Annotated in this window: 15 protein-coding genes, 1 tRNA gene and 6 pseudogenes; 11 read left to right on the top strand and 11 right to left on the bottom strand. The window is 70.3% G+C overall.

The genetic code is table 11. The features are described 5' to 3' along the window. Positions 1-1,615: 1,615 nt before the first annotated feature. Together UG55_RS40030 and UG55_RS20510 are read right to left on the bottom strand one after the other, a co-directional pair. Positions 1,616-3,361 (bottom strand): tetratricopeptide repeat protein (locus UG55_RS40030; RefSeq protein WP_396230961.1); only part of this gene is annotated, 1,746 nt, incomplete at its 3' end. Positions 3,362-4,060: 699 nt separating this feature from the next. Beyond that, on the bottom strand, positions 4,061-4,450 hold the full coding sequence (locus UG55_RS20510; RefSeq protein ID WP_066071769.1) for a hypothetical protein: 390 nt from the start codon (positions 4,448-4,450) through the stop codon (positions 4,061-4,063). A gap of 524 nt (positions 4,451-4,974) precedes the next feature. Here UG55_RS20510 and UG55_RS20505 point away from each other — a divergent pair. From UG55_RS20505 to UG55_RS20475, 9 genes and pseudogenes are all read left to right on the top strand, one after another. After that, positions 4,975-5,175, top strand: coding sequence for a hypothetical protein (locus tag UG55_RS20505; RefSeq protein WP_066071766.1), 201 nt, complete (start codon positions 4,975-4,977; stop codon positions 5,173-5,175). A gap of 161 nt (positions 5,176-5,336) precedes the next feature. Continuing rightward, positions 5,337-5,723: a hypothetical protein gene (locus UG55_RS20500; protein WP_066071764.1), complete on the top strand. Its 387-nt coding sequence runs from the start codon at positions 5,337-5,339 to the stop codon at positions 5,721-5,723. A gap of 53 nt (positions 5,724-5,776) precedes the next feature. Next, positions 5,777-5,950 carry a hypothetical protein gene (locus UG55_RS20495; RefSeq protein WP_242424850.1) on the top strand — a complete coding sequence of 58 codons (174 nt, stop codon included), beginning with the start codon at positions 5,777-5,779 and terminating at the stop codon, positions 5,948-5,950. Between the two features lie 21 nt (positions 5,951-5,971). Beyond that, positions 5,972-6,148: a hypothetical protein gene (locus UG55_RS29225; protein ID WP_157901543.1), complete on the top strand. Its 177-nt coding sequence runs from the start codon at positions 5,972-5,974 to the stop codon at positions 6,146-6,148. A gap of 86 nt (positions 6,149-6,234) precedes the next feature. Continuing rightward, positions 6,235-8,466: a cell division protein FtsK gene (locus UG55_RS20490; RefSeq protein WP_066071758.1), complete on the top strand. Its 2,232-nt coding sequence runs from the start codon at positions 6,235-6,237 to the stop codon at positions 8,464-8,466. Positions 8,467-8,850: 384 nt separating this feature from the next. Beyond that, positions 8,851-9,074, top strand: a pseudogene (locus UG55_RS47730) (DNA cytosine methyltransferase); the annotation flags it as partial. 1 nt (position 9,075) lies between these two features. Beyond that, positions 9,076-9,723 (top strand): DNA cytosine methyltransferase (locus UG55_RS20485; RefSeq protein ID WP_242424849.1); only part of this gene is annotated, 648 nt, incomplete at its 5' end. Between the two features lie 23 nt (positions 9,724-9,746). Continuing rightward, positions 9,747-10,658, top strand: coding sequence for a hypothetical protein (locus tag UG55_RS20480; RefSeq protein ID WP_066071752.1), 912 nt, complete (start codon positions 9,747-9,749; stop codon positions 10,656-10,658). A gap of 3 nt (positions 10,659-10,661) precedes the next feature. Then, entirely contained in the window at positions 10,662-10,949 is a 288-nt protein-coding gene (locus tag UG55_RS20475) for a hypothetical protein (RefSeq protein ID WP_066071749.1), read from the top strand. Positions 10,950-11,541: 592 nt separating this feature from the next. On the opposite strand, the pseudogene UG55_RS30170 reads toward UG55_RS20475, so the two are convergent. The 8 genes and pseudogenes from UG55_RS30170 to UG55_RS40010 form a co-directional block, all read right to left on the bottom strand. Then, positions 11,542-11,895 (bottom strand): annotated as a pseudogene (locus UG55_RS30170) (hypothetical protein); the annotation flags it as partial. Between the two features lie 408 nt (positions 11,896-12,303). Then, positions 12,304-12,549, bottom strand: coding sequence for a hypothetical protein (locus tag UG55_RS20465; RefSeq protein ID WP_066071744.1), 246 nt, complete (start codon positions 12,547-12,549; stop codon positions 12,304-12,306). Beyond that, positions 12,546-12,842: a hypothetical protein gene (locus UG55_RS20460; protein ID WP_066071791.1), complete on the bottom strand. Its 297-nt coding sequence runs from the start codon at positions 12,840-12,842 to the stop codon at positions 12,546-12,548. Before UG55_RS20460 ends, UG55_RS20465 begins: the two co-directional genes overlap by 4 nt. Positions 12,843-13,474: 632 nt before the next feature. After that, positions 13,475-13,884 (bottom strand): annotated as a pseudogene (locus UG55_RS40025) (tyrosine-type recombinase/integrase); the annotation flags it as partial. A gap of 1 nt (position 13,885) precedes the next feature. Next, positions 13,886-14,334: pseudogene (locus UG55_RS40020) on the bottom strand (tyrosine-type recombinase/integrase); the annotation flags it as partial. 160 nt (positions 14,335-14,494) lie between these two features. Next, a tRNA-Arg gene (locus UG55_RS20445) sits at positions 14,495-14,567 on the bottom strand. 243 nt (positions 14,568-14,810) lie between these two features. After that, positions 14,811-15,223 (bottom strand): annotated as a pseudogene (locus UG55_RS40015) (aldo/keto reductase); the annotation flags it as partial. Position 15,224: 1 nt separating this feature from the next. Next, positions 15,225-15,692, bottom strand: a 468-nt coding sequence (locus UG55_RS40010) for an aldo/keto reductase (protein ID WP_242424848.1), incomplete at its 3' end; no start/stop codon positions are given. A 334-nt stretch (positions 15,693-16,026) separates the two neighbouring features. On the opposite strand from UG55_RS40010, the pseudogene UG55_RS40005 reads away from it, so the two are divergent. Both UG55_RS40005 and UG55_RS20435 read left to right on the top strand, forming a co-directional pair. Then, positions 16,027-16,152, top strand: a pseudogene (locus UG55_RS40005) (single-stranded DNA-binding protein); the annotation flags it as partial. Position 16,153: 1 nt separating this feature from the next. Further along, positions 16,154-17,001, top strand: an 848-nt coding sequence (locus UG55_RS20435) for a single-stranded DNA-binding protein (RefSeq protein ID WP_242424847.1), incomplete at its 5' end; no start/stop codon positions are given. Between the two features lie 2,364 nt (positions 17,002-19,365). On the opposite strand, the gene UG55_RS20425 is transcribed toward UG55_RS20435, so the two are convergent. Continuing rightward, the gene (locus tag UG55_RS20425) at positions 19,366-20,682 is read right to left on the bottom strand and encodes a DUF1214 domain-containing protein (protein WP_313954630.1); all 1,317 of its coding nucleotides are present in this window, start codon (positions 20,680-20,682) and stop codon (positions 19,366-19,368) included. Between the last annotated feature and the right edge of the window lie 106 nt (positions 20,683-20,788).

Raw genomic sequence — 20,788 nt, 5'->3', positions numbered from 1 at the left:
AACCCGGGCCTCGTCATGGGATTCTTCGGCGATCCCCACCTCGCCTACATCAACTGGTAGCGAGTCCAGATACTTTCGTNCTTCTTAGTAGTATCGCCCCGCCCCCAGCCATACCGGCGATGATCCACGGCCACCGTCGTCCACTTCGCCGAACCGATCCCCCGCCGTCGACCATGGTTAGATTTGTACGCCATCGCGTGTAGCGAGTTACATCCGCCCCTTCCGCCCGTCGCTCACCCGAACAGTGTGCTACCGGGCAGAAGGGGTAGACCGTACTGGCACGGCTTGGTGGACCCGGAGAGGACGAAGGGTTCCTCGTGCCTGATGCTGGTGGCTGCGGCTAGTCTTGTTCGCCCCGGCATGGCTACCTTCTGCCCTCGGCCCACTGCTGTATCAGTGTTTCGGTGGTGAAGTGGTCTAGGTTCGTGTGNTGGCCGAGCGCGGAGTGTGCGGCGGTGAGCTTTCTGGCGAGTTTTTCGATCAGGGCGCTTTTCTCGTTCTCGGCCGGATTCTCGTCGACGATGATTTTCGTGTAGCGGACGGTGTCGACGATTGCGGATTTGACTTGTTCGTGGACGAGGTAGGTTTCGAGGTCGCGGTGCCATTCCTCGGCTGCCGGTCCGGTGACTGCGGTCGTCCATCCGTCGAGGACGGTGGCGCGTTCATGCGACTGGTAGGCCATTTTGTGGAGGTGGACGGCGAGTTCGTAGACGGGGTCGCCCCACAGGGCGAGTTCCCAGTCGAGGAAGTAGCCCCGGCCGCCCGAGACGATGATGTTCTTGCGGTGTACGTCGGTGTGCAGAAGCCGGAAGGGCCGCGGGTGGAGCGTGTCCCAGCCGCGTTCGACGCGGCTGACGGCGTCGAGGGGGATCCCGAACGCGGCGTAGAGGCTGCCGAACTCGGGGAGGAAACGTGCGTGCACGTCCGCGGTGACTGCGGACAGCCGCCGGGCGAACGCGGTGGTCTGCCCGTCCGCAGGCCAGCCGGGCGGCGGCGGGGGTGCGCTGTCGCGGGGGATCCGTCCGAGTTGGCCGAAGAGGTCGACGACGTCGCCGATGACGTGGCCGGGGACGGCGGTGCCGCGTGGGGCGATGTCGTCGAGGACCTGCCCGGGGACGCGTTCCAGGATCTGGTACTGCGGCTGGTCATTGGCGTAGAGGAGGCGGGGCGCGTGGGTGACGGTCCCGCGGATGGCACGCAGGATTTCTGTCTCGGGCCAGATCTTGAGGTCCATGACGTCGCTGGCCGGGATCGGTATCCGCACGATCACGTCGCCGGTAGGGGTCTGCGCGGGGATGTTGTGGTTGTAGAAACCCGACGCGGCGTCGGGCCTTCCTGTCACCTGCCGGTAGCAGTCGTCGGGATTCCAGGCGTGCCCGTCGAGGAGCTCCTCGACGAAGGTGGTGATGCTGGCTTCCAGCGATGCCGGAGCGCCGAAAGGCTGCAGAGCCGCGCCGGCGCGGGCGGCGGCGTCGCGGATGTACGGGTCGTCGATCCCGAGGATTTCCAGGGTGCGTGCGGCGCACAGGATGATGGTCGGGTAGACGTCGGCTGTCTCCAGTTCGCGGACACTCCAGTGCAGCGCCGCGGTGGCTTCGTCGAGGTGTCCCCGCCNGGCGTGGACGATCGCCTGGTAGAACTCCGCGCGGGCGCGGCCCGACCGGTAGCCGGCTTCGTCGAGTGCCTGCCGTGCGGACCGCAGGCCGGCATCGGCTTCGTCGAGGTGGCCGAGGCGGAGGTGCCCGACCGCGAGAGCGGTGTAGGCCTTGCCGAGTTCGTGGCGGGCACCGATGTCGCGGTGGACCTCGACGGCCCGCCCGGCCTCGGCGATGGCGTCGGCGGGGTGGGTGTGGGCGAGGAGCTCGGCGCGGTTGGTCTGGAGGTTGGCCAGCCCTAGGACGCTGTCTGCGGCGGCGTAGTGGGCGGCCGCGTCGTCGAGGTGGCGGGCGGCGGTCTCGACGTCCAACGCGAAGCGGTGCGCCAGGTGGCGTAGCCGGGCTATGTCGCCGAGGAACTCGGCGTCGTCGAGTGGTGTGGAGGCGCTGAGTTCCGCGGCGAGTGTCTCGGCGTCCTGGAAGCGTCCCTGGGCCATGTGGATGTCCGCGGCCCACAGCCCCGCGGTGAGCCGACACGGGCCCGTGGCGTGCTCCCAGACGTCCCGGTAGACGTCGAGGGCTTCGCGGGTGTCACCGGCGATGCGGCGGCCGTGTCCGGCGGCGACGGCGAGCCTGGCGCCCACGGTGGTGTCCAGGGAGAGCGCCGTGACGGGTTCGGGGACGAGTGCGGTGACGACGGCGGCGTCGCCGAGACGGACGGCCGCGTCGGCCTGCAGGCATCGCAGGGCGTCCGCCAGGTGCGCGCGGTCGGGGTGGACGGTGAGGTACGCACGGAGGTCGTCGATGATGCCTCTGGCGGAGCTCTGGCCGCCTCGGCGCACGGCGCGGTCGGAGTAGCTGAGGATGTCCTCGGCGGTGGCCTGCCCGCTGTGGAGTGCGTGGTGAGCGGCCTCGCGGAGCGCGCGGGCGGCGCCGGGTCCGCCATCCCGGCTGGACGCCTGGTCGGCCCGGTTCTCCCACAGTTCACGCAGCAGCGTGTGAATATCCGCGGCGATGGTGGGGGAGAGCCGTTCCCGGAGTGCGGTGGCCATGAGCTGGTGGAATCGAAGCACCCGTTCGGCCGGGTAGATGAAGGAGTAGGAGCTGATCGATTCCCAGGCGATGCGGTGCCCGGGTAGCTGGAACGCCGTAGCGAGAAAATGGAAGATCTCATAGTCGAAGATTCGCGCCGGGCTCAGGACTTCCAGGGCGCGGACCTCGGCGGGCTCGACGTGTTGGAGGAACCTCGCCAGGATCTCCTGTTGGGATACCGGATCGCCGCCGACTCGGCCCTCGGTCTGTAGGCGGGTGTCGACGGCGAGGTTGAGATAGAAGGGGAGTCCGGCGCTGGCGTCGGCGATGTTCTGCCGCTGGACCGGGTCGGCTATTCCTCCGGCGTCGAGCAGTTCCAGCCGGGCTTCCATCGGAAGACCGTCGATACCACAGGTCGTGATATGGCCGTCCCACTCAGGGTCGGTGAGTTCCCAGCGGAGAGGTTCCCGGCTGGCGATGACGACCAGGCCGCGGTCGAACTGGGCGACCAGGTCACGAAGCCACGCGTCGGCGAGTTGGCCCCGTCCGCTGCGGACCGGGTTGGGGACGAGTGCTTCGTGACTGTCGATGATGACGACGTAGGGCTTGTCGTTGCTGGAAGCTCGGAGATCTTCTGCGAAGAGGAAAGTGACTGCGTCCGCGAGTTCACTGTTCGGTAGTTCGTCGAGCACGGTGAGGGTGGGATCACGTCGTACCCGGATGCGGCGGCGCATGTCCGCGCCGCCTCGTTCGAGGAGTTTGAGGAGCCCGCGGGCAGTTCCGAAAACGGGGAGTCCAGCGACCGTGTCAACGACGTCGGTAAGGATCGAACTATCGTCGACAAATGCCAGGTCCGATCGGCTCAGTCGTAGATGCGGGTGCAGACGTTGCCAGAGAACGGCGTAGGCGATGTCGAACCTGTCGAAGTGGACGCCTTGCGCTCCCAGCTCGCTGCGGAGAACCGCGAGTGCGTCTTCCTGCTGCCGTAGCGAGTGAACCTGGAGGTCAAGTGAGGCTGTACGATATTCTGCCGCGGCGCGATCTTTCAGTTCCCGCAACAGCCTTGACTTGCCGATGCCACCGACGCCGGTCGGATTGAAGATCCGCGGGCCCGTGCCGATCCGTGATAGCTCATCGGCGAACACTGCCAGCACCGCTGCGCGGTCGACGAACCGCCGTTGCAGGGCGGCGACGCGATGAAACCGCGGCGTGGGTGCCATCCATACCCTCCGACCAATGTCCGCTATCTGGCCGGGGCTAACTCAACCACAGGATGGTCGACTATGCCGGTTGATTCTCGCCGCCCGGCGCGGCTCTGCCGGCTACGGGTCGGTGAGACGGGATGGGGACGGCGGACTATCGACACCGGTTTGACCAGCTCAGAGGCCGCGCCGGAGATTTCCGGCGCGGCCTCTCGCGTCGTGCCACCGGGGTCAGACGGTGGTCGCGATCTCGAACGCGATGTCGAGGATCATGGCGCCTTCCTGGTGGGGTCGGCGGAAGGTACCGGGGGTGATGTCGAGGTACCCGGCGGCGCGTTCGCGTCGGTAGTCGACGCGGGTGCGTCGGGTACCGGCCGCGAGGCCGAAGAGGACCTTGATGGCGGTCTTGGCGGGATCGTCGAGCGCGGTGTCGATGGCCTTCCTGATGATCTGCTCCGCGTGTGCTGCCCGGTCCCGTGGGCTGGCGCCGTTGGGTGGGACGAGGAGGTCAACCAGGGCAGGGAGGTGCTGTGCGAGTTCGGGCCCGCGGGCGCCGTGGCGCCGGGCTCTGCGTAGCAGCTTCTCCACCGTGTCGATGTCCGGCGTGCGGTTCGTGGCCATGTGGGGTTCCGGCAGGGGCCTCGACGGCCCCCGCTTCCCCCGCCGTGAGCCTCCTTCCTCGTCTGGGGCTGCCCTGGTGCGGGGAGTAACGGGCAACGCGGACGACTATGCCAGGTTTGCCGCATGATCGCCATGTTTGCGTGCGATGGCGTCCATCGAGCGGCGTTCGCGGGTGCTGGGACTGTCTCCCGCTGTTTGCTTTCAAGCTGACGGTGTCCGTCGCGGGTCGGGGTGCAGCCGCGTGGCGGGGGTGGCTGGCGTGACCTGCGCAGAGTCCGGCTGCGTAACCGTGTTCATGCCATGTTCGATGCCCGGTGTGCTGCCCGTTTCGGTGCCTGTTTTCCTGCCTGGTTTCGTGGCTGAAAAGTTGGCCGGTTTCGTGGGCGGTTTTCTGCCATCTACTTTTCGGATACTGGGAACCAGCAGCGGCAAGGCGCCGCGCCTCCCCGGAAGGTGAAAGAGCTTCCGGGGATGTCAGTCGCGATAGCCTTCTGGTTGTCGCGGCGGGAGTGGCAGGTTCTGGGATGGCACGGTACTACGTTGTTCGCCGGTCGTTGCTGGGAACGATGATTCGCTGGTTCTTCGGGTTCGCGGTTCTGGCAGTGTGCGCCTCGACGGTGCAGTGGGCGGTCACGAGCATGGCTCCGGCGATGCTCGGCGTGTTCGCGGTTGCCGCGCTGGGCCTGGTCGTCTTCTGGGTGATCGGCCGGGGCCGCAGCAACTGACCCGTTCGCAAGCCCGCCGCGTCCTGCGGCACGTGAGCGGGATCCTCCGCACATCTCCGGGGTGCATCCCCTAATCCCCGTCCACCGAATCTAGACCGTCCTGTTTCCCTTGTTGTCGACAGGAAAACCCGCATCCCGCGGCTACCCAAGGAGAGTAAATAATGTCCGACCTTTCATCCTCCGAGTGCACGCCTGGGAGCGACTTCGGGCCGTTGGTGCTGTCGGACCTGGCTAACCGGGCGGAGAAGGCGCACGCCGAGCACGTGGAGGGCTACACGGCGGGCACGGTGCTGCATCGCCTGTACCTGGCCGAGGGCTTCGACGATGAGGAGTTTCGGGGCGCGCTGGATCTGGTGTTGGCGCGGCTGGGGCTGTGGCGGGTGCGGACACGGGCGGAGTGGCGGCAGGCGTACAACGCCTGGGCGATTCCGGCCGGTGCGGACCCGGTGCCGGCCGACCCGACGGTGGTGGACGGCGAGAGTTTCGCGCACGTCGACGAGTTCGACGACATCCCACTCGACGACAACCCGTACGACCCGCACGCCTGAAATCCCATCGTGTCGAGGAAAGGATTCCCAATCCGATGATGAGTATCTCGATTGTGCTGCTGCTGACGTTCGCGGTGGTGGTGCTGGTCCGTTCCTACCGGCTGAGCCTGGCGTCGGCGTTGCTGTGCATCGTGCTCGGTTTCTACCTGGCCGCGTCTGGGCTGGCGCCGATGATTCAGCAGATCATCAATCAGGTGATCGGCGTCATTTCGTCAATCGGTGTGTGACCAGAAGAGAAGGTGGTTTCGATGATGATGCTTTTCCTGGTGCTGACGTCGGCGGCGCTGTTGCTGTCGAACGGTGCGCTGCTGGCGGTTCTGCTGCTCCGGCTCGCGGAGGAACACCGCGAGATCGGTGACGCCCGCCGCCTGGCGGACATGCAGCAGCACCACCGCGGCCGGGATGTGATTCGGCCGGTTCGTTGAGTTCGCCCCGGGGCGCGGTTCCTGACCGCCAAGACAGACACCGCGCCCCGGGCTCCCCACCCCTGCAAGGAGAAGGGCACCCCATCATGTCCGATCACAGACACCCCCCGCCCGACGAACCCGCGTTTCCACCCCCGGACGACCCGGATGCCCCCGATGGTGTGTCGGGTGGGTGGGTGCCGGACCTCGACGCGGTCCGCGCCGAGCTGGAGCGCTACCGGCCCGTCGACCGGCACCCCGTCCCCCTGCCAGCCCCCGACCCGCTCCCGGTGCCTATGGCCGTCGAGGGTGTCGAGGTGGACGGGGAGGTGCTGGTTCCGGTGGACCCGCCCCGGCCGCCGCGGCGCCGGCGGTTGGAGCCCCGGCCGGGTACCCGGCGGCCGATCGTCCCGTCGTGGCTGCGGTCGTGGGTGGCGTTGCGGGTCGCGGCCCGGTGGGCGGCCGGGCACTACTCCTACACCGCCGCCTACCACCTGGTGCGTCTCCCGCTCTACGCCGCCCGGCTGGCCGCCCGCGCGCCGCGGGGGGCGGGCCGGCTGGTCGCGGGGGCGGTGGGCTGGCTGGTCGACCGCGACGCCCGGCCGGTGATCGCCGCCGCGATCCGCCAGGAAGACGCCAGCACCTATCTGCGGCTCGCCCGTCTCCATGACACCCGCACCCGGACCCGGGCGATCCTGGCCGGCCTGGTGGGCCTTCCCGCGCTGGTGCTGGCGGTGTGGTGGTGGGTCTCCGTCCCGACCGGCGCACACCTGCCCCTGCTGGCCGCCGCGGTGGCGGTGTTGGGGGTGGTGGGGGCGCCAGCGGACCGGCCGCTGATGAGCCCGGCCGTGGTCCCGACCCGGGTCGGCCGGCTGACCGCCGACGTCGTCACCCGCGCTCTCGGCGCTCTCGGGATCGCGGAGATCAACCGTGCGCGGCGGGAAGGCGGCGGGATCACCTACCCGTCGCCGATCATGCGTGACGGGCCGGGCTGGCGGGCAGAGGTCGACCTGCCCTACGGGGTGACCGTCTCCGACATCCTGGAACGCCGCGAACGGCTCGCCTCCGGGCTGCGCCGCCCCCTCGGCTGCGTCTGGCCGGAAGCCGGGCACGACGCGCACGCGGGCCGGTTGATCCTGTGGGTGGGGGACCAGGACATGTCCCAGGCCCCGGCCGCGCCGTGGCCGCTGGCGACACGCGGCCTGGTCGACGTGTTCGCCCCGCTGCCGTTCGGCACCGACCCGCGCGGCCGGCCGGTGTCCATCTCGCTGGCGGAAAACAATGTGCTGGTCGGGTCGCTGCCCGGGGCGGGGAAGACGTCGGCGGTGCGGGTGCTCATGCTCGGCTGCGGGCTGGATCCCACCTGCGAGCTGTGGGTGTTCAACCTGAAAGGCACCGCCGACCTCGACGCGGCGGAGAAGTTCGCCACCCGCTACGCCACCGGCCTCGACGATGCCACCGCCGAAACCACCCTGGCGGCGCTGCGGGACCTGCGGGCCGATATCGCCCGCCGCGCGGAGGCTATCCGCCGGTTGCCGAAGGATCTGTGCCCGGACGGGAAAGTGACCCGACAGATAGCCGGCCTGCGTTCCCAGGGGCTGCACCCACTCGTCGCGATCATCGACGAATGCCAGAACCTGTTCTCCCACCCCGACTACGGCAAAGAAGCCGGGGAACTCGCCACCGCCATCATCAAACTCGGCCGCGCACTCGGCGTCATTCTCATCCTCGCTACACGGCGGCCGGATGCTGCGTCGCTTCCGACGGGGGTTTCGTCGAACGCGTCTATCCGGTTCTGTCTGCGGGTGATGGGGCAGGTCGAGAACGACATGATTCTCGGCACATCGATGTACAAGAACGGAATCCAGGCCAGCACCCTACGCCCGTCGGACAAGGGAATCGGCTACCTCGTCGGTGCGACCGATGAGCCGATGATTGTCCGCGCCGCCTACATCGACACCCCCACCGCGGAGAAAATCGCGGACCGGGCGCGGGCCGCGCGGATCGCTGCCGGCAGGCTCGCCGAACACGGCCCACGCGAGATCACCGCGGCGGAACCCGTGACGCTGTCCCTGCTCGACGACATTCTCGCCGTCATACCCGACGCCGAGAACCGAGCGTGGTCGGAAACTGTCGTCGCGCGGCTCGCCGAGTTGCGGCCGGACCTGTATGGCGGATGGGGCCCGGAACAGCTCGCGGTGGTGTTGAGGCCGTACGGCATCGAGACCAGCCAGATCAACCGGCGGGTGCGCGGGAAGGTCGTCAACCGGCGCGGCATCGTCCGTCGCGACGTTGCCGCCGTGGTGGCGGAACGTGACCGAAACGGGGTCCGCGGATAGGTCGGGCGGGTGCTTGCGCAAGCGGCCTCCCTGCTTGCGCAAGCACCCCCTGTAAGCGCCTAAAAGGCTTGTTGAGCAGGGAGAACGCTGGTAAGCGGCCTGGTCGCGGAAGGCGCTGAAACCCGCGAAAACCTGCTTCCCAGGCCCCCTCCACCCTCCCGCTTGCACTCTCGCCACTCCCTACCGACCTGCGCCACTCTGTGTGATCGAAGTACGCGGCCGTCGCTGCAAGCCGCTCGACGTCCACGGCGCCCCCGCACATCTGGGAATGCTGCCGGACGCCGCGATACTCGCTCTCGCCGCCTCCATTTCGGTCTATCCGTCGATCACTGGTACGCGATTTCTGTGCTACCCATCGCTTCTTCCTCTGAACNGGAGAAAGAAATGTCGACCGTGCTTGACCTCTTCGCAGGTGCCGGCGGATGGTCCCTGGCCTGCGCGCAACTCGGCCTCCATGAAATAGGTGTCGAGTGGGACCATCAGGCCTGCGAAACCCGCCGCGCCGCCGGGCTTCCCACCATCGAAAGTGACGTCGAGGCGCTCCGGCCGGATGACTACACCGGGATAACCGGGCTGATCGCCTCCCCGCCCTGCCAGCCTTTCAGCATNGCCGGAAACAAGATGTGGCTCGCCGATCCCCGCGGCCGGCTCATCCACCAGCCCATGCGGTTCGCCCGGGCCCTTCGCCCGGACTGGATCGCGATGGAAGAAGTTCCCGCCGTCCTGCCGATCTGGGATCGGTTCGCCTACGAACTGCGCCGCGGCGGCTACGCCACCTGGACCGGAATCCTGTCCGCCGAGCAATACGGCGTGCCGCAGACCCGCCGCCGCGCCTTCCTTCTCGCCTCCCGCACCAAGAACACCGTCGGCCCGCCGCAACCCATTCACACCCGCTACCGCTCGAATACCGCACGATTCGCCCCACCGCTCAAGCCGTGGCGCAGCATGGCCGACGCTCTCGGTCGCGGATTGACCGACAGGCCGGCCTACACCGTCACTGGGGGAGGGAACGCCTGGGGCGGAACGTACGCCCGTCGCACTCTGCGAGCGGCCCAGGTAAACGGCCGGTGGGCCGGGCCGACGCACCGTCTCACCGCCGTCGAGTTCGGCGTCTTGCAGTCCTTTCCCGCCGACTATCCCTGGCAGGGAACCGCCAGCAGCCGGCAATTGCAGGCCGGGAACGCGGTTCCGCCCGCTTTCGCCGCCGCCGTCCTGTCTACCCTCGCACTTCCCGAATCCCTCACCCGCGCCGCATAACCCCCGGAACGGAGAACCTCGACATGACCACGACCCCCGACCCCACCGCCCAAGACGCACCAGACCCGGCCCCGACAACCCCCACCGAGGCCGGAAGCGGCGACGACCTGGCACGGGCCGGGCCCGCTCCCGCTGACAGCACGCCCGGCCGGCAGGGACGCACGGAACGCGTGCTCGGGGCGGCGTTGCCGGTGGTGCTCGCGGTGGGGGTGTTCTGCGTCGCGTTCGTCCACGTCCACGACGTCGCCGCCTGGGCTGGACAACCCGACTGGGCCGCCTGGTTGATCGCCGTGTCCGTCGAGCTGATGGCGCTGGCGTCCATCATCGAGATCCGGCACCGGCACCGTGGCGGCGCCCCGGTCCGCTGGCCCGTCACGACCCTGGTTGCGGGGGTGGGAATGTCCGGCGCGGCGAACCTCACCGCCGCCGGACCCGACGCGCTCACCGGCACGCCCGGTGCCTGGGTGCCTACGATGGCCCTGTGGCCGGTCGCCGCATTCGGCTTGGTCGCCGGACTCAAAGCCACCCGGCCCGCCCACCCCACACCAGCGACGACCGCCGACCCCACCCGCGGCCCCGCCCCGCCGGTCGATGACCGCCCGGCGGGCGACGGCCCGCGGACTGACCGGACCAGCAGCGCCGACACCACCGGTCCGGCCCCGGCGGTCCTGCCGGCTGATCTCCTGGCGGCCGGGCGGGCGGTCGCCGTCGAGCTGACCCGCCAGGGCCGACCGGTCACCCGGACCGCGCTCGCCCGCGGTGTCCGCCAGCGCGGGCACCGCTGCTCCACCGACCGGGCCGCGGTCCTGCTCGCCGCGGTCCGCGCACCGTCCCAGGGGCCGCCGGAGCTCCCCGCGGCCGGTGCCCCCGCGCGCGAGCCCGGGGGAGCTCTCCCCGGACCGCCCAGGACCGTCACAGAACCGTCCAGGAGCTGACCCGTGGTCGCTTCTCGTCCCGAGGACAGGTCTCTCATCGCCCGTATCGCCGCTCACGTCTCGTGGGCGAACACCCCCGACCGCGCCGCGCGCACCGCCCGCGGACGCGCCGCCTTCCTGGACCGCTTCGACCGCCAGGTCGACCCGGACGGCACCCTCCCACCCGCCGAACGTGCCCGCCGCGCCGAGCACGCCCGACGTGCCTACTTCTCCGCGCTGGCGTTGCGCTCGGCGCAGGCGCGACGCCGGAACCGCACCACACCGAAACAGGACACCACGCCCGCTCCCTGACCGGCCGGGGAACCCCGGGAACGTTGCCCCCTGTCCGCGGTGACCAGACCGCGCCACGGGTGACGGCTGGACATGCGAGCGGCTCTCTACCGGTACCGGTAGAGAGCCGCTCGGCGGCTTGCCCGTGTCCGAGTGCGGATGGGGGCACTCCCCGTGTGACCATCGACCATCACGTGACGATCGCGGGAGCGGTATCGGTCGAGGCAACGGACCGGGGGCGCAGCGAGGCACGGCGTGCCCGCTCGGCCAGAAGAGCAAGGTGGTAGACAAGTGCGTCGGCCGCCTCACCGCGGCGCGGCAAGGTCTCACGCATGCGGCCCTTCCACCAGACCTGGGCCACGCTGCCCGCCACGTCGCGGGCCCGCCACGCCTTCCCGCCATGAGGACCGTAAGCGGGACGGACCGTCCCGAGAAGCACACCACCCAAGTAGACGTCCTGCGTGCCACTGACATCGGAGTCCACCCGGCGGACCTCAGGAGTGTCCCCTTCCCCAGCGTTGGCGACGGCGCGAACCGCCGCGGACAGCTCGGCGGACAGCGGCTTGTCCCCGCGGTCCGTCCGGATCACCACTGGCCGCTCCCGATTTCGACNGGAACCGGTCGGCCGTGGTGCGGCCTTCTCCGGGTCGGCTACCGGATCTGCTGGCACGGTCGCCACGTGACGATCGTGGGGACGGGCCGGCGTGGTAGCCGCCGGAGTGTGACCGGTTCGCGCGGAACGGTCGTCATGTGACGATCGTGGATCGGGCGACGTGCCCGACGACGGTGCTGCCGGGAGGGGCGCGAGACGGTCAGCGTCCGGCGTAGGTGCCGTCGGCGCGGGAGCGACGCGGGAAAGCAGCGCCGTCGTGCCGTCCCGCACCACGGCGACCAGCGCATCGTCGGGCCGGCCGCCAGCGTCCAGCACCCCGGCCAGAACGCGGATCGCGTCGAGGAGCCCGGCCACGCTCGCCGGGTCCGCCGGGGGAGCGGTCCGGGCGGCCTGGCGGGCCCGGTACGCGCGCTGTTGACAGCCGCGGGAGGCGTACCGCGGTACCCGGCCTCCACGGGCAGGGGCGGCCGGACACGGCCGGCCGCAGCCACACCCACACAGCCCGTCCACCGGAACCGGATCGGTCATCACGTGACGATCGCCCATGACCGGCATGCTAGGCCAATCCCGGACGATCGTCACGTGACGATCGTCTCTGATCGCCGACCAGCACGCCAACCACAGCACCGGACGGCCGGCAGGCCCGGCGCAGCGGCACCAGCAACCCCGCCCCGACCGGCCGGAACCCCGCGGCGATCCCCGAACACGCGAACGGCCCCCCGCCCGCCAGGGCAGAGGGCCGAGCGTGCGCGACGAACGAACTCAATGTCGCCCGCCCGCAATCCGGGCCGGCAGTACCTGGAACAACTCGACGCCCTGTTGACCAGCCCACTGCCGCGCCGTGGTCTCACTCCCGAACGGACTCACCACCTCGACCAACGCACCCGTGTCGTCGAGCACGACCAGGCCGTAGATCAACGGGCGCCGGCCGGCCGCGGCCCCCGCTCGCCGCCGCGCCTCCGGGGCACCCTGGGCACCGGGGACCGGCAGCACCATCCGCGCGCTCACGACCCGTCGCCTTCACCGAACGCGCTCCCGCTCCCGGTGAACGGGTCATCATCAGCCAACCGGAGCAACCGGTGCGCAAGCCCACCGGTCACGCTCGGATGCTGCTCGTGAACCTTGAAATGCAGCTCGCCGCCCGAACGCGTACCGGACAGGTCCGCCATGTTCGCGAACTCGCACCCGATCGGCAGCTGTCGCAGAGCCGCGGCGAGGCTCGCCGGATGCGCGCCGGCCGGCACGTCGACCACGACGTGCCGGAACGGTCCCGTTCCCGTCTCGCGGACTTGTACAGCCATGACCCCGGACCCGTTGTCGCTGGTGACCCCGGGTACGTAAGCGCTGGTGGGGAGGGCTTCGGGCATGGTCGCGAGCGGCGCTCGGGGGTGGTCGCTCGCTGGTTGGTCGTGGGGCACGGCGTGATCCTTTCCGTGAAGGCGATCGCCGAGAACCCGCCCGGACCGCAGCGTTCGGGCGGGTTCGTCCTTGTGGCCCTGGTCGTGGTCGACCGGGAAACAAAGGTACCGCAAGTAGGTGACGTGCGTAACCGCCGTGAATAACCAATGCTCGTAGGTTACTTAACGTAGTCGTTAGCGTGCGCGCACATGGTGCCGTGGCCGAAGCGGGAGATGATTTCCCTGACGGAACTGGCCGAGGCGGTCGACGTCGACGCACTCCGTGACCTCATCGGGCGCGGTTCCCGTCNGCGGCAGCGAGTCTCGCGGGCCTACGCCGTGAGGGTTGCGACCACGAAGGGCTTCCCGGACCCGATCTTGGATCATCCGAAGCTCAGGCTCTGGCATCGTGCCGACGTCGAACAGTGGCTTGACCTCAACCGCCCCACGTGGCGGGGCGAGACGTGATCTGCCTGCCGTACCTCTGAGCGTCGCGGACGGTCACGGGACCGTCTGGCGTGCCTGGGGGAGAGCGCCTACAGCCGGTCGCCGAGCGAGAGGCGGGCGGCCGCTTCCCGGGCACGTTCTTCGGCTGTCGAGCGGGCGTACCGGCTGAGCATCTGCCGGGAGCGCCATCCGGCGTTGTGCATGAGGTCGGTCTCGTTGCCGCCGGCGGCCAGGAAGTAGTGGGCCCACGAGTGTCGGAGCTGGTGCGGGTGGACGTCGAGGCCGACGGCCCTGGCCCTGCGGACGATCATTTGGTAGAGGCCGTCCGCGGTCATCACGCCCCGGCCCCTGTCCGAGAGCCACCAGCCCGGCAGGTCGGCCCTGGAGTCGCGGGAACGGACACGGCCATAGCGGTCAAGTGCCAGTGCTGTTTTGGCGCCGAACCGGACGCGTCGGGCCCGGCGGCCCTTGCCGAGAACGTTGACGACTCGGTCATCAANGTCGACGTCGTCGACCTTGATGGAGGCCAGCTCGGATCGCCGTAGCCCGGTGTCGAGGAACAGGCGCACGGCTGCGTTGTCGCGGCGGTCCAGGAAGGACTTGCCGTTGAGGCTCTTGAGGAAGAGTTTGAGCGTCTCCTCGTCGAGCACGGGGACCGGTTTCTCCGGAACGATCGGCGGCTTGGTCCGCTCCATGGGGGAGCGGTCGATCTCTTCCTCCTCCAGGCACCAGGTGAAGAACTGCTGCAGCGACCGGTAGCGGTTGTTGACCGTCGAGGCCGCCAATCCCCGGTTGTGGAGGCTCACCAACCAGTTCTCGACGTCGGCCCGGGTCACCTCGTCGATGTGGCGGAGAGTGGCTGCGGCGTCGAGGAACTCGTCGAACTGGGCGGCGGACTCGATGTAGGTCCGGCAGGTCTGATCACTCTTGTTCGCGGCTCGCAGGGAGCNGAGCCAGGACGCGAGGAGGGGGCCGAGCGGGCCGGTCGCCCGCGCTGCCACGCGATCTTCAGGGGTGGCCATGGCGGCGAAAGTTATCAGGTGTCTGAGCGCTGTGCCAAGGCCCGTTTTGGATCTTAACCGGCAAAACTGCAGGTCAGGGGTTGTTTGTGCGCCCGGCAGGGATCGAACCTGCGACCCAGTGCTTAGAAGGCACTCGCTCTATCCGCTGAGCTACGGGCGCGCTCTTCCATTGTGGGGCCCGCGGACGGATCCCACGTGGGATGGACAGTGTCCACCCCACGTCACCTGATGTCGCAATCGGCCCCCGGTCGTCGTGGGCGGCGGCTCTGCTCGGCAGGGTGGAGTCACCATCCCACATGGTGCCGCATCCACCCACCGATGGCTTGATGACCGGCGGGCCGATGCGGATCGGGCATCGGCCCGCCGATCGTGGGCTGGGCCGTGGCGAGGACCGGGACGGCTGTCAGCCGGCCGCTTTGGCCAGCTCGTCGAACTCCCCGTCGGTGAGTGTGACTCCGGCGGCGGCGACGTTCTCCTCCAGATGGGCTACCGAGGAGGTGCCGGGGATCGGCAGCATCACGGGCGACCGGCGCAGCAGCCAGGCCAGCGCGAGCTGTGAGGGCTGGTTGCCGTGCCGCTTCGACGCGTCGTCGAGGACTCCGCCTGGCCGGGCGAGGGTCCCTGTCGCAATCGGGAACCAGGGGATGAACCCGAGGCCCTCGCGCTCGGCGTAGTCGAGTACGTCTTCGGAGGCGCGGTCGGCGAGGTTGTAGCGGTTCTGGACGCTGACGATCTCCGCGAGGGTCCGGCTGTGCTCCAGCTCGGCGACGCTGACCTCCGAGAGCCCGATGTGGCGGATTTTCCCCTCCTGCTGGANGGCGCGCAGCTCACCGAGGGACTCCTCGACGGGGGTCTTGGGGTCGATGCGGTGGAGCTGGTAGAGGTCGATCCGTTCCAGCTTGAGCCGGCGCAGCGACATCTCGACCTGCTGGCGCAGGTACTCCGCTCGCCCGACCGGGGTCCACCTGTCCGGGCCCTGGCGGGTGAGGCCGCCCTTGGTCGCGATGACCAGGCCTTCGGGGTAGGGGTACAGGGCCTCGGCGATGAGATCCTCGCTGACCTCCGGCCCGTAGGAGTCGGCGGTGTCGATGAGGTTCACACCGAGTTCCACGGCGCGTCGCAGTACGGCGATCGCCGCGTCCCGGTCGGCGGGTGGGCCCCAGACTCCCCGGCCGGTGATCTGCATCGCGCCGTAGCCGAGTCGGTTCACCGCAAGATCGCCGCCGAGCAGGAAGGTTCCGCTTGCGGCCGCGTTCACGTCGGGGTCAGCGGCTTGTGTCGACATACCGTCCCATTCTCCGTAGGTGCTGCCTGGCGGGCCGCCGTCGTGCGCCGACCCGCAACCACCAACCCCGATCGGTCCGCGCGGTGTTCCCGGGCCTGGTCATCGGCGGTCAGTCCGAGCATCGCCCAGGGCGGTGGCGCGAGCGAGGGTGGAACGCCGAGCTGTGGACGGGGACCAGTTATCCACANCGGACGAAGAAGCGGTTCCCCTCGGGGTTCCGGTGGCGCAGAGTCGTGGCGTGGACGCACTGCCGGTCGCTGGCCGCCTCTCGGGAGTCCCGGGTGGGCGCTCAGTGATCGATGGGCGCCCGCCGAGTCGTCTCCCTGCCCCCGAGATGCTCCCTGAGGAGTGCTCCATGCCCGACGCCACGATCACGTTGGTCGGCAATCTCGTCGAGAACCCCGTTCTGCGGATCACCGCCAGCGGTGTCTCCGTCTGCGGGTTCCGCCTGGCCTCGACCNCACGCCGCTTCGACCGCGCCGAGCAGCGGTGGATCGACGGGAACACGCTCTATCTCAAGGTGTCCTGCTGGCGGCAGCTCGCCGAGAACGTGGCGGCCAGCCTGTCGCGGGGGGACCGGGCGCTCGTCGTCGGCCGCCTGCGTCAGAACAACTTCGAGACGCAGGAGGGCGATCGGCGCGTCAGCTACGAGATCGACGCGGAGGCCGTCGCGGCGGAGCTCACCTGGCGACCCGTCGAGGTCCGCCGGGTGGCACGCGCGGCGCCCCCCGACCTCCCGATGCACACGGACCCCTTCGCGGATCCCTCGGCGGCGCCCGTCGACCAGCCGAGTCGCGACGGAGCCGGGTTCGGTGGTGCGGACGAAGGCGGGAACCTCCTCGGCGTGGGTCCGGCCGCCGACGAGGAACGCCAGGAAGGTGCTGTGCCGACGGTGCCGGTTGACCGGGCGGTCGCGGTCGACGCGGTCTCCTCGGCGGGCCACCGCGGCACCACGCGGGGGGCCGCGGGCGTCGCCGGCTTCATCGGCACGGAATCCGAACCGCCCGATCTGAGCGGCGCCGGGCACCCCGACGGCCCCGGGGTGGTCCCCGACGTGATCCCTGACGAGGTTCCGCTGGAGGAGGGGGCTCCGGACAGCGCCCTGTCGAACGATCCGATCCAGTCCGCCCCGCGGTCCCAGCGGGGGAGGCCGGTGTTCTCGTCGCGTTTCCGGGCCGGGGCGTCCCGGCTGCCGGGACGTCTGCCGTCCGCCTCCGGGCTGGCCCGGGCGCCCGGTGAGATGACGATCGGCCTCGCCGACATCGTGGGTGAGATCCGTCTGCTGGGCATGGGAGGCGCCTACGGCTGAGACCGCCCGGGGTCTGGCTGCGGCTGCGGCGGTGCTCACGGAACGCGCGCGTCGACCGACATGCTGTGACCGATGGGGCCACCTGCGGCATCGGTACCCGTTCCGCTCGGTACCGTGCCGAGGGTGAGCAGGCTGAACGAACCCGGTGGCGGGGTGGGCTCGGCGCTGGAGGAGCCGTCCAGTGGAACCGACGCCGAGGTCCCGCGGCAGGACACGGGCGGTCAGGCTGTTCCNACGGCCGAAGTGACGGTGCCCGGGCACCTGATCGGCAGGCTGGGCCGGCGCGGGCGGGAGATCAGCGCGCCTGGTCGGTATGTGGCGGTCCTCGCTGTGCTCAGCGCCGCGGTGGCCGTCCTGCTGCGGCACAACCTGTTCCCGTACCTGTCCGTCAACAACGACGAGATCATCTACCTGACCCAGGCCCGCGCGATGGCCGGCGGCCACCTGTTCCCGGTGGCACCCGAACCGGCGGCCTCGTACGCGCCGTGGCTGGCGGCGGTGTCCGACGGTCATTTCGTCCTCAAGTACACGCCGTTCGTTCCCGGCCTGTTCGCGCTCGGTCTGCTGCTCACCGGCAGCATCTCGCCGGTGCTGGCGCTGGTCGCCGCGGCGGCGGTGGTGGTCACCTACCTGTTCGGCGTCGAGCTGGCAGGTGACCGCAGGGTGGCGGCGCTGGCCGCGACCCTGCTGGCGTTCTCTCCGCTGGTGATCGTGCAGAGCGCGCTGGTGCTGAGCTACCTGCCGGTGCTCGTCCTGCTGGAGCTGGCGCTGCTCGGCCTGCTCCGCGGCCTGCGCGGCGCGGGCCGTCGAGCGGGTGGAGTGGCCCTCGCCGGTGCCGGATTCAGCGCCGGGGTGGCCGCCGCGGTCCGCCCCTACGATGTCGTTCTGCTGCTCGCGCCGGTCGTCGTCTGGGCGGGGGTGAAGGCACGTCGGGGTGGTCGGCTGGGCTGGGCACTGCGCTGGGCGGCGGCCGGGCTGGTTGTGCCGGCCGGGATCCTGCTGGCGTACAACACCGCCGCCACGGGCAGTCCGTTCAGACTGCCGTTCGCGCTGCTGGAACCGGATGACAAGCTCGGCTTCGGCCGGCGCAGGCTCTACCCGTCCGACGGCGGGCACGACTTCGGGCTGACCGACGGGCTGGCGTCCGTCGGCGACCATCTGTGGCTGCTCGGTGGCTGGGCCTGCGGCGGTGTGCTGCTCGCCGTGGCTGCGGTCGTGGCGGCGGCGCGCCGCCGGCTGAACGGGCCGGCCTACGCGCTCGGCGGCGGGACGTTGCTGTTCCTGGTGGGCTACATCGGCTTCTGGGGGGCCTGGAACGCGGCCGAGCTGTGGGGCGGCATCCGTTATGTCGGGCCGTTCTACCTCACCCCGGTGCTGATCGGGCTGGTGCACCTCGGAGCTCGGGGGGTCGCCGACCTCGCGACGTGGTCACGGCGGTGGGCGGCGCGCGGTGCGACGGCCGTGGGTACGGCGGGCGTCGTCGGGCTCACCACGTTCATCCTGGTGGGTGCGATCGACGCGAACGCGACGATGACCGGTCATGACCGCGAGCTCGCCGGGATGCTACGCGCGTTGCCCGGCCGGTCGCTGGTGCTGGTGGCGGCGAGCCCGCCCTACCTGGGCCATCCCAGCGCCGTCACGGCGAACGGCCCGGATCTCGACGGGGCGGACGGCGATGGTCAGCTGCTGTTCGCCGTCTCGCGGGGAGTCGCGGACCTGCGGGTCGTCGCTGATCACCCGGACCGGACTCCGTACCTGCTGCGGATGCCGGCCGCCTACAACCGCTCGCCGGGATCGGTTACACGCTCGCGGGTCGACGTGCTCACCCTGGCCACCGGACGCACCGTCGAGGTGGAGGTGACGATCGACGCCNCGCCGGCGGGGATGCGCGCGCCGCAGCTGGTGTTCGAGGCGGGCGGAACCCGGTTGTCCTACCCGATCTCGGCGCGTGGCCCGGCAACCGCCCACCTCACGGTCGACGCCGACGGGCTCGACCCCGAGGACGTCACCGACGCGGTGACCTATGACGAGGTGGAGACCAGGGGTTCCCCCTCGGGTCCGGGTGCGGGGAAGCCGCTTGGCCGCCCGCGGGTGTCGCGGGTGCCCGGCGCCGGAGCGTCGATCACCGTGTCGCTGGTGGCGACACCGGCGGCCGGGGGCCGGGCCCGGACGGTGGACCGCCAGGTGCTTCCCGTCCTGGCCGAACGCGGCGGTGAGGTGGCGGTGCTGGCGCCGGGTGCCCAGGTGGACGAGGCCGGAACGGGCAGCCGGCTTCCGGTCCGCGTCACGCTGAGCTGAGCTGAGCTGAGCTGAGCTGGGCTGAGCTGGGCTGGGCTGGCCGTATCGGTCTGGCTGTCGCGGTGGTCAGCCCAGGCGGTGGATCGCCGGCGGGGAGTAGGCGCCGTTGAGGACCTCGCTGCCGGGGCGGTACATCCGCAGCACCAGGCGGAAGTCGCCACGCGCCGCGGGCAGCCAGTTCGCGGTCGGGGCGGCGGGCTCCGGCGGGGGGGCCTCGTGCTGGATCAGAATCGGCACGGATCCGTCGGGCTCGTGGACGAGATCGTCCTGGCTGTTGATCGAGTAGCGGCCCAGCGGGTTGTCGACGAGATAGCCATCCGGCTCGTCGTACATCGTGAGGGTCCAGAAGGCGTCCACCGGCGGGGGCTTCAGGCGGAGCCGGTAGTCGTGGGCGCCGGTGAGGCGGTGCCCTTCGACGTCCACGGCGCAGTGTGCGGACGTCGACTCGTAGGCGTGGACGATGCCCAGCGGCCGCCGGGCGGCCATCGCCCGCGCGATGCGGGCCTGCGCCCGGTCGGGCATCTCCCAGGCGGGGTCGTCGAGGACGCCGGGGCCGAAGCGGTCGAGGTTGTAGTCGGCCTCGTGCAGGGTGCTGACCCAGCCCTGATTGGCCCGCCGGCCGACGTCGGCCAGCCGTTCCAGCGCGTCTCGGCCGGTCCGTAGGCCGCTGCGCAGCGACCAGGCGAGCGCCGGGTCGGGGTCGATGTAGGGGGACGGGTCGGTGAACACGCCCAGCGCCTCGAACCTGCGGGCGTAGTCGAGCTCGACCTGGGGAGGCGGGAAGGCGCGTAGCCAGATCCGCAGCTCCTCCCAGAACCGCAGGTCGTCACAGACCCGCTTGGACCGGTCGGGTGGGCCCTCGGGGCGGCGGGCGTCCAGGTCGAGTGGGTTCAGCGAGAGCTGGTCCTGCAGGGCGCGGACGGCCCGGAGATCGGCCGGGCCCCGGTAGGCGAAGCCGGCGACGATGCTGAGGACCCGCGCCGGCGCCTCGATCACGAGACGTCCCGCGTCAGTTCGGTGACCTCCCGCGTCGGTTCCGGGACGTCCCGTGGCGGTTGCGTCGCCGCCGGGTGGGAGGAGCAGGATCTCCCCTCCCTCGCCGCCGGTCGTGCGGGTGCCCAGATAGGCGAACACGTTCAGCCACGGGTCGTAACACGCCAGGACGTGGTAGCGGTCGGGTGCCGGCGGGAGGCGCAGCAGCAGGGGGCCCGGGCCCAGATCCACCTGTGCCGTCGAGACGAGGAGGTCGGGGTTCACGTTCAGGAACGAGGAGAGCGGACCCGGCGGGTCGGTCTCGTGCGTGAACGAGTTGAAGCCGGCCGGGCTGATCGGCCCGACGCCCTCGTGGGCGGCGCGGAGAATCTGCCTGACCGTGCAGACCATCGGGTAGCCGAAGCTGAACGCCTCGGCCGCGATTCCGACTCGCTGGTCATCCGCGCGCATGTCGCCTCCCGGCACNGTCGGCCCGGCCGCGACCGTCAGCCTGGTC

It is taken from the genome of Frankia sp. EI5c (assembly GCF_001636565.1).
Taxonomy (GTDB): domain Bacteria; phylum Actinomycetota; class Actinomycetes; order Frankiales; family Frankiaceae; genus Parafrankia.
Note: the sequence above shows the minus strand (reverse complement) of the source record. Positions and strands in the feature narration are given on the sequence as shown.

Coding starts and splice junctions, on each gene's coding strand:
- UG55_RS20490 (WP_066071758.1), top strand. CDS start 6,235: ATGTCCGATCACAGACACCCCCCGCCCGACGAACCCGCGTTTCCACCC.
- UG55_RS20480 (WP_066071752.1), top strand. CDS start 9,747: ATGACCACGACCCCCGACCCCACCGCCCAAGACGCACCAGACCCGGCC.
- UG55_RS29225 (WP_157901543.1), top strand. CDS start 5,972: ATGATGATGCTTTTCCTGGTGCTGACGTCGGCGGCGCTGTTGCTGTCG.
- UG55_RS20460 (WP_066071791.1), bottom strand. CDS start 12,842: ATGGCTGTACAAGTCCGCGAGACGGGAACGGGACCGTTCCGGCACGTC.
- UG55_RS20425 (WP_313954630.1), bottom strand. CDS start 20,682: ATGGTCTGCACGGTCAGGCAGATTCTCCGCGCCGCCCACGAGGGCGTC.
- UG55_RS20505 (WP_066071766.1), top strand. CDS start 4,975: ATGGCACGGTACTACGTTGTTCGCCGGTCGTTGCTGGGAACGATGATT.
- UG55_RS20510 (WP_066071769.1), bottom strand. CDS start 4,450: ATGGCCACGAACCGCACGCCGGACATCGACACGGTGGAGAAGCTGCTA.
- UG55_RS20500 (WP_066071764.1), top strand. CDS start 5,337: ATGTCCGACCTTTCATCCTCCGAGTGCACGCCTGGGAGCGACTTCGGG.